The following is a 12,427-nucleotide window of genomic DNA, read 5'->3' on the forward strand; positions in this document are numbered from 1 at the left end:
GCACCCGCGGGCGAAGGGTACGCGAGGGTCGGGCGGGGGCCCGTGCCGACCGCAACTATCGGACGGCCGGTGGTGGGGAGAGGTCGGCCGAGGGCGGACCGGGGTCGCGGGAGGGCGCGACGGCGCCGTCGTGACCGCACAGGGAGGCCGCGCGGCACAGAAGAACCGGGACGGAACGGTCGAGACGGGGTGGACGGGCCGCTCAGGTGGGCCGTCGCGCCGGTTCGCGTGTGGAACGGTATCGAAATCGTTACCTAGAACGTTTCCGATAACGGTTCAGTCGGCGGTAGCCTCGCCGCACCGAGTACGGCCACGTCACGCAAAGGAGCGTCGATGTCCCGCTTCCCCCGGGCCCGCGCGAGCGCCTTGACGGCGATCAGCGCGCTCGTCCTGTCCTCACTGACCGCGGTCGCGGCCTCGTCGGCCGGGGCCGCCACGCCCGCGGCGGTGACGACGGCCGCCGAGCCGGCCGCCGCGACCACGATCCTGTCCACCGACTTCTCCGACGCGTCCTGGCAGGACGACTGGCAGGCCAGCGGGAACCCGACGCTGAGCCTGGTCGACGTCGACGGCGACCAGGCGCTGCAGGTCGCGGGCCGCGACGCCGACTACGTCGGCATCCAGACGCCCGCGGGCGCGCTCGCCGGGCTGGTGCCGGGCGAGACCTACACGATGTCGATGCGCGTCCGGCTGGGTGCCGGTGCCGAGGGCTCCGCGGGAGCCCGCCTCGTCATGAAGCCCGCGTACACGTGGGTCGCCAACGGGAGCATGAGCGCCGCGGGCTGGACCACGGTGAGCGGCAGCTACACGGTCGCCGCCGGTGCGGACACGTCCGCGCTCCAGCTGTACATCGGCACGGGCGACCTCACGGGCGCCACGAGCTACACCTACCTGGTCGACGACCTGTCGGTCGTCGGCCCGCCCGCCGAGCCCGAGGTCGAGACCGTCCTGTCGAGCGACTTCTCCGACGACTCGTGGCAGACGGACTGGGAGAGCAGCGGGTCGCCGACGCTGAGCGTCGTCGACGTGGCGGGCGACCCCGCGCTGCAGGTCGCGGGCCGCGACGCCGACTACGTCGGCATCCAGACGCCCGCGGGTGCGCTGGCCGGCCTGGTGCCCGGGAGCACCTACACGTTCTCGATGCGGGCCCGGCTGGGCGAGGGCGTCGAGGGGACCGCCGGCGTCCGGCTGGTCATGAAGCCCGACTACGCCTGGATCGGCAACACGACCATGACGGCCGCGGACTGGTCCGTGGTCACGGGGACGTGGACGGTGCCGGCGGACGCGGACACCTCCGCGCTGCAGCTGTACATCGGCACGGGCGACCTGACGGGCGCCACGAGCTACACCTACCTGGTGGACGACCTGCTGGTGCAGGGCGAGAGCGGCGACGACGGCGACTACGTGCAGACCGACCCCGACTTCGTCCCCGGCGGCGCGCTGAGCCCGGTGGAGACCCCGGTCTCGTCGGCCCGCGGCACCACCAAGACGACCGCGCTCACGTTCGACGACGGCCCGAACGGGGCGACGACGACGGAGCTGCTCGACTTCCTCGAGGAGGAGGGCGTCACCGCGACGTTCTGCGTGATCGGCCAGAACGTCCAGGCGCCCGGCGGTGCCGACGTCCTGAAGCGGATCGTCGCGGACGGGCACACGCTGTGCAACCACAGCACCGACTACGCGGGCATGGACGGCCTGACCAAGCCTCAGGTCGCCGACAAGCTCAAGGCCAACCTCGAGATCATCCGGGACGCGCTGGGCGACCCCGAGGCCGAGGTGCCGTACTTCCGCGCGCCCAACGGGGCGTGGGGCCAGACCAACCAGGTCGCGGTCGCGCTCGGCATGCAGCCGCTCGCGGTGACGAACCTGATCAACGACTGGGACGGTGCGGAGAACGCGGGCGACGAGGCCAAGCTGACCGCCGCGCTGCGCGCCACGATCACGGGCAACCCGGGCGAGATCGTCCTGGTGCACGACGGCGGCGGCGACCGCACGGCGGGCGTCGCGGCGGTCAAGACGGTCGTCACCGAGCTCCTGGCCGACGGCTGGACGTTCACCCTCCCGGCCGGGGGTGCGGCGCCCCGGGGTGTCACGCTCGTCGACTCGGACTTCGAGGACGGCACGCTGCAGGGCTGGGCGCCGCGCGACGACGGCAACGGCGCACCGACGCTGACGGTGCAGGACGAGGTCGCGCACGACAGCACGTACGCCGTGCGCGTCTCCGACCGCGTGTCGCAGGGCCAGGGTCTGCAGATCGACGTCACCGACGCCGCGACACCGGGTGCGTCGTACGACCTGTCGGCCTGGATCAGGTTCGAGGGCACCCCCGGTGACATGTCGCTCTCGGCGCACACCGTCACGGGCGGGACGTCGACCTACTCGAACGTCGTCGCGCTGACGGGGCTCTCCTCGAGCCAGTGGGTCAACGTGACGGGCACGTTCACCATGCCGGCGTTCGACACCACGGCGGAGCTGTACCTCGAGACCAAGTGGGCGAACGGCGAGGCCGGCAACACGTCGACGTTCGTGGTCGACGACATCTCGATCGTCTCGACGCCGCCCTCGCAGATCCAGGACCTCACGCCGCTCAAGGACACGGTGGACTTCCCCGTCGGCGCCGCCATCGACTCGCGCGAGATGAACGGTGCCGCGTCGGAGCTGCTGCTCAAGCACTTCGACCAGGTGACGGCCGAGAACTACATGAAGGTCGAGGCCTGGTACTCGGGCGAGGGCGTCGACACGTTCCGCATGCACCCCGAGGCGAAGGCCCTCATGGACTACGCCCAGGCGAACGACCTGCGGGTCTACGGCCACGTCCTCGTGTGGCACAGCCAGACGCCGGACTGGTTCTTCCAGGACGACGAGGGTGACGACCTCACGCCGGAGGCGCTGCGGAGCCGGATGCGGGACCACATCACCAACGTCGCGCGCGCCCTGTCCGACGAGTACGGCGCGTTCGGCTCGGACACGAACCCGCTGGTTGCGTTCGACGTGGTCAACGAGGTCATCGACGACGGCACCGCGTACGCCGACGGCATGCGGCGCTCGAAGTGGTACCAGATCCTCGGGGAGGAGTTCGTCGACGACGCATTCCGGTACGCGAACGAGGCGTTCAACGGCGAGTTCGCGGCCGAGGGCGTCGAGCACCCCGTGACGCTGTTCATCAACGACTACAACACCGAGCAGACCGGCAAGCGCGCGCGGTACAAGGCGCTCGTCGAGCGTCTCCTGGCGCGCGACGTGCCGATCGACGGCGTGGGCCACCAGTTCCACGTCGCGCTCTCCACGCCGGTCGGCACGCTCGAGGACGCGATCGCGGACTTCGAGGACCTGCCGGTCACGCAGGCCGTCACGGAGCTCGACGTCTTCGTCGGGTCGGCGGACAACGCCAAGGCGATCGACCAGGGCTACTACTACGACGCCGCCTTCGACGCGTTCCGCGCCCACGCCGACGACCTGTTCTCGGTCACGGTGTGGGGGCTCACCGACGGTCGCTCGTGGCGCGCGTCGAACAACGGCAAGCCGCTGCTGTTCGACGACTACTTCCAGGCGAAGCCCGCGTACTACGGGGCCGCCGACCTGGAGCTGCCCGCGGCCGTGCGCAGCGCGAACGCGTTCGCGGCGGACGCCGACGGCGACTACGGGGTGGGTTCCCCGCAGTGGCAGCGTCTCCCGCTGCACGCGGTCGGCGAGGTCGCCCGGTTCCAGACGCGCTGGTCGGCTGACCACCTGACGCTGTACGTGGACGTCGACGACGCGACCGTGGACGCGTCCGACGCGATCACGGTGGTCACCGAGGACGGGACCGCCACGTTCGGCCGGGACGGCGAGGGCGACCTCGACGGCACGGCGATCGAGCGGGACGGCGGCTGGACCGCCGTCGTGACCGTGCCCCTGGACGGCGCCGCGCGGGGCGACGTCGTCGGGCTCGACGTGCAGGTGGTCGACGACGGCACGACGACCGGGTGGAACACGCCGGGCGTCCTGGGCAGCGTCTCGCTCGTCGAGCCGCTCTCGTTCCTCGAAATCCCGCAGGCGACGGTCGCACCCTCGATCGACGGTGACGTCGACGGGGTGTGGGCCGGCGCGGGGACCGCCGTCACCGAGAAGGTGACGTCGGGCTCGGACGGCGCGCGGGGCACGTTCCGCACGCTGTGGCGGGACCAGACGCTCTACGTGCTGGCCGACGTCGCCGACCCCGAGGTCGACACGACGGGCAGCGACCCGTGGACCAAGGACTCGGTCGAGATCTACGTCGACGGCGGGAACCTGAAGAACGGCTCCTACCGCTACGACGACACCCAGATCCGGATCGACGCGTCCGGCGCGGTCTCGTTCGGCACCGGAGACGAGGCGTTCCAGCGCAACCGGCTGGAGTCCGCGGTCGTCGAGACGGCGGACGGCTACCGCGTCGAGGCGGCGATCAGCCTCCTCGAGTACGGCGGCCTGGGCACGTTCCACGGCCTGGACCTGCAGGTCAACGACGCCGCCGGCGGCAGCCGGCACGCGATCACGAACTGGGCCGACCCGACCGGGACGGGCTACCAGTCGACCGCGCACTGGGGTGTCGCCGAGCTCGTCGGACCCGCGGCTCCCGTCGCCACGAAGCCCGTGGTGACGACGCAGCCGACGGGTGCGACGGTGAAGCTCAACGGCACGGTGACGCTGCACGCCGCGGCGTCGGGGCAGCCGGCCCCGACGGTCGTCTGGCAGCGCCGCGCGCCGGGCTCCGGGACGTGGAAGGCGATCCCGGGCGCGACCGGCGAGGACCTCACGGTGCTGGTGTCGGCGGCGAACGACTTCGCGGGCTTCCGCGCGGTCTTCACCAACACCGCCGGCAGCGCCACGACGAGGGTCGCGGTCGTCAAGGTGGTCCGGGTGGCCCCGAAGGCCACGCGGAACCCGCAGAAGGCGACCGTCCGGGCGGGCACCACGGTCACGCTGACCGCGGCGGCCACGGGCTTCCCCCAGCCGAAGGTCTACTGGGAGAAGAAGAAGCCGGGCTCGACGACGTGGGTCCGCGTCAGCGGCGCGGCCCGGACCAGCATCAAGGTCACGGCCTACCCGGCCAACGACGGGATGCAGCTGCGCGCGGTGTTCCGCAACTCCGCCGGCACGGCACGCTCGGCGGCCGCCACCGTCCGCGTGGCCCAGGTGGCGCCGCGGATCACCCGGCAGCCGACGGCGTGGACCGCCGCGCGGAACGCGGTCACGTCGGTCTCCGTGAAGGTGGCGGGGTACCCGGCTCCGACGGTCCAGTGGTACGAGCGTCGGGTGGGCTCCCGCTCCTGGGTGGCCCTCACGGGCCGGACCGGCACGACGCTCGAGCTGCTGGCCACGGGCGCGCGTGACGGCGCCCTCTACCGGGCCGTGGTGCGCAACGCCGCCGGCTCGGTGACCAGCTCGTCGGCACGCCTGACGGTGCGCTGACGACGCGCGTGGCCGGCCGACGACGCCCGGCCACGCGGTCGCGACGCCGTCTCGGGGGAGGGCTGCCCCCGGGACGGCGTCGTCGCGCCCGGGCACGACGGCGGGTCGGTCGACCGGCTCGCCCAGGCCTGGCCTAGCCTCGGGTGATCGCCCCGGGAGGTGCACCGCGCATGGACAAGCCCACGCTGCTCGGCGAGATGCTCACGCTCCGACCCGTCCGCGCGTCGGACGCGGACCACGTGTGGGAGTCGGTGAGCGACGTCGAGGGGATGCGGCTCACGGGGGAGACCCGCCGCCCGTCCCGCGAGGAGGTCGAGGCGTGGTGCGCCGCGGCCGCGACCGCGCCGGACCGCGTCGACCTCGCGATCACCCTCGCGGGGGACCCGGACGACGAGTACCTCGGGGAGATCGTGCTCGAGAACCTCGACGAGGCCGTGCGCAGCGCCGACCTCCGCCTGGTGATGCGCCCGGGCTACCGCGGTCGCGGGTACGGCACGGAGGCGATCCAGCTGGTGCTGGGCCTCGCGTTCGACGGCCTCGGGCTGCACCGCGTCGGCCTGAGCGTCCTCGCCATCAACTCCCGCGCGCTGTCGCTGTACGAGAACCTCGGCTTCCGCGTCGAGGGACGCCGGCGCGACGCCTACCGCGACGGCGAGCGGTGGTGCGACGGCATCGACATGGGCCTGCTGGAGGACGAGTACCGCGCGGGGCAGCTCGGCTGACGCCGCGCGGGCCGCCCGGCCGGGGCGCACGGGCCGTGCTCGGACCGCCGTGCTGTGGTGCGCGGCCACGTCCGGCACCACGATGACCTCATGAGCGACGAGCGTGGGGGCGGCGAGCGCGACACCCCGGAGGACCGGACCCGTCGGACCGGAGCCGTGCCGTTCGACCCCGCGGTGCCACCGCCGCACGCGGAGGAGGACAGCACCCGCGTCGTGCCGCGCGACCACGCGTTCTTCGGCCACCCGCTGGGGCTGCTGACGCTGTTCGGCACCGAGCTGTGGGAGCGGTTCAGCTACTACGGCATGCGCGCGATCCTGCTCTACTTCCTGACCGACACGATCGCGAACGGCGGGCTGGGCCTGCCCGACGACGTGGGGAACGCGGTCGTCGCGGCCTACGGGGCGTCGGTCTACCTGCTCTCGGTGGTCGGCGGCTGGCTGGCCGACCGGATGATCGGCGCCCGCCGGTCGGTGCTGTACGGCGGGGTCGTGATCGCCGCCGGGCACGTCAGCCTCTCGGTGCCGGACACGCGGTTCTCCTTCGCCGGGATCGTGCTCGTGGCGCTCGGCACCGGGCTGCTGAAGCCCAACGTCTCGAGCATGGTCGGCGACCTCTACGCGCGCGACGACCCGCGACGGGACTCGGCGTTCTCTATCTTCTACATGGGGATCAACATCGGCTCCCTGCTCGCCCCGATCCTGGTGGGCGTCGCGCGGGAGATCGGCGGGTACCACGCGGGCTTCGCGGTCGCCGCCGTGGGCATGGCGATCGCGCTCGTCTTCTTCGTCGCGGGGCGTCGCCTGCTCGCGGGCGCGGGCGAGGTGCCGCCCAACCCGCTGACGCGGGCGGACCGCGCGGGCGTGGTCCGGCTGGTCCTGCTCGTCGCGCTCGGGGCGCTGGTGGCGCTCGCGATCGCGGCGGTCGTCTCCGGCGGGTTCGAGGTCACGACCTACGTCGACGCGCTGTCCTACATCGCCCTCGCCGCGCCGGTCGCGACGTTCTGGGTGATGTTCCGCTCGCCGAAGGTGACCGCGCCCGAGCGCTCGCGGCTGCGGGCGTACGTGCCGCTGTTCGTCGCGGCCATGCTGTTCTGGATGATCTTCGAGCAGGCCGCGAGCACGCTCTCCGCCTACGCGCAGGACCACACGGAGCTCGAGATCTTCGGTCACACCGTCTCGCCGGCGTTCTTCCAGTCCGTCAACCCGGCGGCGATCATCCTGCTCGCGCCCGTCTTCGCGTGGCTGTGGGTCAGGCTCGACGACCGTCCGCCCACCGCGGTGAAGTTCGCGATCGGGCTCACGTTCGCCGCGCTGTCCTTCCTGTTCCTCGCGGGCGCCGCCGCGATCGCCGGCGACGGTCGCTCGCCCTGGTGGGTCCTGGTCGTCGTCTACGTCATCCAGACCGTCGGCGAGCTGTGCCTGTCGCCCGTGGGCCTCGCGGCCACGACGCTGCTGGCGCCGCGGGCGTTCAAGGGCCAGGCCATGGCGCTGTGGTTCCTCGCCACGAGCGCGGGCAACGCCATCACGGCCCAGCTGGTCCAGGTCACGGCCGACGCGAGCCCGCCGGCCTACTTCGGTGGGATCGGCCTCGTCGCGCTGGTGTGCGCGGGGGCGATGTTCGCGGTCGCACCGTGGGTCACGCGCCATATCCGCGAGGGCGCGGACGCGGCATGAGCGGGACGCGTCCGCCGGCGTGCGGACGACGTGAACGGACGACGTGATCGGGCGACGCGGTCAGACGAGCGCGCGGCAGGAGGCGCGCTCGACGAGCGCGGTGGGCAGGCGCACGTGCGTCGGGGTGTCCGTGCCCTGCAGGAGGTCGACGAGCAGGCGCAGCGCCTGCGCGCCGATGTCGCGCAGCGGCTGGTTGATCGTCGTCAGCGGCGGGTCGCACAGCGCGGACTCGGGCACGTTGTCGAAGCCGACGACCGACAGGTCGTCGGGCACCCGCAGCCCGATCTCGCGGGCCACCTCGATGGTGCGGATGGCCGACAGGTCGTTCGCCGCGAACACCGCGGTGGGCCGGTCCGGCCGGGTCAGCAGCTCGCGCGCGGGCTGGTCCGCGGTCTCGGGGCGGTAGCCGCCGATCACGACGAGCGACTCGTCGACGTCCAGGCCGGCGTCCGCCATCGCGGACCGGAAGCCCGCCTCGCGCAGGCGTGCGGACTCGAGGTCCGGACGGCCGCCGACGAGGCTGATCCGGCGGTGGCCGAGCGCGAGCAGGTACTGCGTCGCCATGACGGCGCCCGCGAAGTTGTCCGAGTCGACCGTCGGCAGGCCGGACGGGCCCGTGTGCGGGTCCACGGCGACGACGGGGATGCCGTTGCTCGCGTCGACGACCGTCGGCGTGACGATGATCGCGCCGTCGATCAGCGTGCCGCCCAGGCGGGAGAGGTACCGGCGCTCCCAGCCGACGTCCGCACCGCGCGCGCCGCCCGAGTAGGCGAGCAGCTCGTAGCCCGTCTGCGTGATGGCCGACGACGCGCCCTTGAGCAGCTCGGTGCTGAACGGCTCGAACTCCGCGACCAGGATGCCCAGCACGTTGGTGCGGTGGCTGCGCAGGCTGCTGGCGCCGAGGCTCGCCTCGTACCCGAGGTCCGCGATGACCTGCTGGACACGGTCGAGAGTCGACTGGGCGACGCCGTACCGTCCGTTGACGACCTTGGAGACGGTGGCCACCGAGACCCCGGCCTCACGCGCGACGTCGGCCATCTTGACCCGCCCTGTCAGCTCCACGGCGCGATCCTAAGGCATCGGTTTCATAACGGTGTCGATATCGGTTTCGATAACGATTGACACGTCGCGCCGATACTTGCCAGACTCCGGGTCGTCCAGGTGGGTCAACGAAGACTGGAAGGGACCAGACATGGCAAGGATGCGCCGAGCGGGTGCGGCTGTCGCGCTCGCCACCACCGTCGCTCTGCTCGCTGCGTGCAGCGGCGGCGACGGTGACGACAACACGGGCGACAACCCCAGCGAGGGTGGCAAGGACGTCACCGTCACGTGGTGGCACAACTCGAACACCGGTGACGGCAAGACCTACTACGACAAGGTCGCCGCCAACTTCGAGGCCGCCAACCCCGGCGTGCACGTCGAGGTCAACGCCATGCAGCACGAGGACATGGTGACCAAGCTCGAGGCGGCGTTCCAGGCGGGCGACGCCCCCGACGTCTACATGGAGCGCGGTGGCGGCGAGCTCGCCGACCACGTCGAGGCGGGCCTGACCAAGGACCTCTCGGACGCGGCCGGCGAGACGATCGCCAAGCTCGGCGGCTCGGTCGCGGGCTGGCAGGTCGACGGCAAGACCTACGGGCTGCCGTTCTCCGTCGGCGTCGTGGGCTTCTGGTACAACAAGGCGCTGTTCGACGAGGCCGGCATCACCGAGACGCCGGTGACGATGGATGACCTGTACGCCGCGTTCGACAAGCTGAAGGCCGCGGGCATCACGCCGGTCTCGGTCGGCGCGGGCGACAAGTGGCCCGCCGCGCACTACTGGTACTACACCGCGCTGCGCGAGTGCTCGCAGGACGTCCTCTCGGGCGCCGTGACCTCGCTGGACTTCTCCGACCCGTGCTTCGTCCGTGCCGGTGAGGACGTCGAGGACCTCGTCGCGCAGGAGCCCTTCAACGACGGCTTCCTGACGACGCCGGCGCAGACCGGCGCGACGAGCGCCTCGGGCCTGCTCGCGACCGGGAAGGTCGCGATGGAGATGCAGGGGCACTGGGAGCCCGGCGTCATGCAGGGCCTCACCGAGGACGGCAAGGGCCTGGGCGAGAACACCGGCTGGTTCGCGTTCCCGACGATCGAGGGCGGCGAGGGCGACCAGTCGGCCGCGCTCGGCGGCGGCGACGCGTGGGCCGTGGGCCAGGACGCACCCGACGAGGCCGTCGACTTCGTGCAGTACCTGCTCTCCGACGAGGTCCAGAAGGGCTTCGCCGAGCTGGACATGGGTCTGCCGACCAACAGCACGGCGTCGCAGTACGTCTCGGACCCGGCGCTCGCGCAGCTGCTCGACGTCCGCGACAACGCCCCGTACGTCCAGCTGTACTTCGACACGGCCTTCGGTGCCTCGGTCGGCGGCGCGATGAACGACTCGATCGCGCTGATGTTCGCGGGCCAGGCCTCGCCGCAGGACATCGTCGACGCCACCCAGGCAGCGGCTGACGCGGAGTGACCGACGTGGCAGACGACGCGACCGCCCGCGTGGGCGCCGCCTCGCCTGCGACGTCCACCCTCACGGACCCGGTTCCCGGCAGCGCCTCGGCGCTGCCGGGGGCCGGCGCCCCGGGCGGACGCCGCAGGAACGGTGCGGCCGTCCGCAAGCGCCTCGAGATCGCCGCGTTCGTGGCGCCGGCGCTGATCCTGTTCTTCCTGTTCGTGGTCTGGCCGATCGTCAAGGCCGTCCAGTTCTCGTTCTACAAGTGGAAGGGCTACGGCCCGCTGGTCGACTTCGTCGGCCTGAAGAACTACGTGAGCGTGCTGCAGAACGACGTGTTCATCGGTGCGCTGCAGCACAACCTGATCATCGTGGTGGCGTCGATCGCCATCCAGCTGCCCCTGGGTCTCCTGATCGCGCTGCTGCTCAACCGCCGGATGCGCGGCCAGGGCGTGCTGCGGACGATCATCTTCGTCCCGTACGTGCTGTCCGAGGTCATCGCGGGCGTGGTGTGGCTGCAGATGCTCGCCCCGCGCTACGGCGTGATCGACACGATGCTCGGCTGGGTCGGCCTGCAGGGCCCCAAGCAGGGCTTCCTGGGTGACCCGCGCTACGCGCTGTGGACCGTGATCGCGGTCCTGACCTGGAAGTACCTCGGGCTCGCCATCATCCTGTTCCTCGCGGGGCTGCAGTCCGTCCCCGACGAGCTGTACGAGGCCGCCCAGATCGACGGCGCCTCGTGGTGGCAGATCCAGCGCAAGATCACGATCCCCATGCTCGGCCCGACGCTGCGCACCTGGGCGTTCCTGTCCATGATCGGCTCGCTGCAGCTCTTCGACATGGTGTGGATCCTCACGGGCGGCGGCCCGGCGAACGCGACCACGACCATGGCGACGTTCCTGATCACCGAGGGCACCAAGCGGTCGAACTACGGCATCGCGTCGGCCGCCTCGGTCGTGCTCTTCGTCGTCGCGCTCGTCCTCGCCGTGCTCTACCAGTACTTCATCCTTCGTCGTGACAGCACCGCGACGACGGTCGTCCGGAAGAAGGCCAGGCGATGACCGCCACCACCGACGTGCGGGGTGCCGCGGCGTCACGCTCGCAGGACCAGCAGCGCCACGGGCGCAGCACCAACGTGATGAACGGCGGCTCGCCGCTCATCTGGTTCGGCGCGCTGATCGTCGTCGCGCTCACGCTGGGGCCCGTCCTGTACGGCGTGCTCAGCGGGTTCCGCACCAACGCCCAGCTCGCCGAGTCCCCGGCCGGGCTGCCGGACCCGTGGGTCCTGAGCAACTACTCCGGGGTGCTCTCCAACCCCAGCTTCTGGAAGTACGCGCTGAACTCGACGATCATCGCGGTGATCACCACCGCGCTCGTGGTGATCTGCGGCGTCATGGCCGCGTACCCGCTGGCCCGGTACAAGTTCAAGTGGCGCGAGGGCATCTACATGGTCTTCGTGCTCGGGCTGCTCTTCCCCGCGACGGTCGCGATCATCCCGCTGTTCATCCTCATCTCGAAGGACCTGCAGATGGGGAACACGTGGTGGGGGATCGCGCTGCCGCAGGCGGCGTTCGCCCTGCCGGTGACGATCGTGATCCTGCGGCCGTTCCTGCAGGCGATCCCCGACGAGCTCGAGGAGGCGGCGCAGCTCGACGGTGCGTCCCGGATCGGGTTCTTCTGGCGGATCCTCCTGCCGCTGTCCGGTCCCGGCCTGGTGACCGTCGGCGTGCTCGCGTTCGTCGGGTCCTGGAACGCGTACCTGCTCCCGCTGCTGCTGCTGCAGAGCGAGACCAAGACGCTGCCGCTCGGTGTCGCCGACTTCTCCTCGGAGCACGCGTCGGACATGGCCGGCGTGTTCGCGTTCACCTCGCTCGCGATGATCCCCGCGCTCGTGTTCTTCCTCGCGATGCAGAAGCGGATCGTCAGCGGCCTGCAGGGCGCGGTCAAGGGCTGATGGCGATGACGCAGACCCCCACCCGCCAGGCGGGTACGACCGTCCGCGCCCCGGGCGCGGACGCACCGGTGGCGCCCGGCGCCACCCAGCACGACGAGCCGGGCGACCGGGGCACCGCGGTGCCCCCGGTCAACCGCGCCGTCGACACCGCGACGCACGAGCGCG

Annotated in this window: 7 protein-coding genes; 6 read left to right on the forward strand and 1 reads right to left on the reverse strand. The window is 71.8% G+C overall.

What is annotated here, in order from left to right; all coding sequences use genetic code 11:
* Nucleotides 1-333 precede the first annotated feature (333 nt).
* From KIN34_RS13845 to KIN34_RS13855, 3 genes are all read left to right on the forward strand, one after another.
* Nucleotides 334-5,430, forward strand: a complete 5,097-nt coding sequence (locus KIN34_RS13845; protein ID WP_214352269.1) for an endo-1,4-beta-xylanase — start codon at nucleotides 334-336, stop codon at nucleotides 5,428-5,430.
* A 170-nt stretch (nucleotides 5,431-5,600) separates the two neighbouring features.
* A complete protein-coding gene (locus KIN34_RS13850) occupies nucleotides 5,601-6,152 on the forward strand; it encodes a GNAT family N-acetyltransferase (protein ID WP_214352271.1) in 552 nt (183 codons plus the stop codon).
* A 90-nt stretch (nucleotides 6,153-6,242) separates the two neighbouring features.
* A complete protein-coding gene (locus tag KIN34_RS13855; protein WP_214352272.1) occupies nucleotides 6,243-7,826 on the forward strand; it encodes a peptide MFS transporter in 1,584 nt (527 codons plus the stop codon).
* A gap of 60 nt (nucleotides 7,827-7,886) precedes the next feature.
* On the opposite strand, the gene KIN34_RS13860 is transcribed toward KIN34_RS13855, so the two are convergent.
* Complete coding sequence (locus tag KIN34_RS13860) at nucleotides 7,887-8,864, reverse strand: LacI family DNA-binding transcriptional regulator (protein ID WP_214353080.1); 978 nt, start codon at nucleotides 8,862-8,864, stop codon at nucleotides 7,887-7,889.
* 154 nt (nucleotides 8,865-9,018) lie between these two features.
* Between KIN34_RS13860 and KIN34_RS13865 the strand changes: the two genes are divergently transcribed.
* The 3 genes from KIN34_RS13865 to KIN34_RS13875 are packed head-to-tail and all read left to right on the forward strand — an operon-like array spanning nucleotide 9,019 to nucleotide 12,262.
* Nucleotides 9,019-10,326, forward strand: a complete 1,308-nt coding sequence (locus KIN34_RS13865; protein WP_214352274.1) for an extracellular solute-binding protein — start codon at nucleotides 9,019-9,021, stop codon at nucleotides 10,324-10,326.
* A 5-nt stretch (nucleotides 10,327-10,331) separates the two neighbouring features.
* Nucleotides 10,332-11,369: a carbohydrate ABC transporter permease gene (locus KIN34_RS13870; RefSeq protein ID WP_214352276.1), complete on the forward strand. Its 1,038-nt coding sequence runs from the start codon at nucleotides 10,332-10,334 to the stop codon at nucleotides 11,367-11,369.
* Entirely contained in the window at nucleotides 11,366-12,262 is an 897-nt protein-coding gene (locus tag KIN34_RS13875; RefSeq protein ID WP_214352278.1) for a carbohydrate ABC transporter permease, read from the forward strand. The genes KIN34_RS13870 and KIN34_RS13875 overlap by 4 nt, the downstream gene beginning before the upstream one ends.
* Nucleotides 12,263-12,427 lie beyond the last annotated feature (165 nt).

It is taken from the genome of Cellulomonas fulva (genome assembly GCF_018531375.1).
GTDB lineage: Bacteria > Actinomycetota > Actinomycetes > Actinomycetales > Cellulomonadaceae > Cellulomonas > Cellulomonas fulva.

Excerpts from the sequence above, each read along its gene's own strand:
- KIN34_RS13860 (WP_214353080.1), bottom strand. The coding sequence starts at position 8,864 with ATGGCCGACGTCGCGCGTGAGGCCGGGGTCTCGGTGGCCACCGTCTCC.
- KIN34_RS13855 (WP_214352272.1), top strand. The coding sequence starts at position 6,243 with ATGAGCGACGAGCGTGGGGGCGGCGAGCGCGACACCCCGGAGGACCGG.
- KIN34_RS13865 (WP_214352274.1), top strand. The coding sequence starts at position 9,019 with ATGGCAAGGATGCGCCGAGCGGGTGCGGCTGTCGCGCTCGCCACCACC.
- KIN34_RS13875 (WP_214352278.1), top strand. The coding sequence starts at position 11,366 with ATGACCGCCACCACCGACGTGCGGGGTGCCGCGGCGTCACGCTCGCAG.
- KIN34_RS13845 (WP_214352269.1), top strand. The coding sequence starts at position 334 with ATGTCCCGCTTCCCCCGGGCCCGCGCGAGCGCCTTGACGGCGATCAGC.
- KIN34_RS13850 (WP_214352271.1), top strand. The coding sequence starts at position 5,601 with ATGGACAAGCCCACGCTGCTCGGCGAGATGCTCACGCTCCGACCCGTC.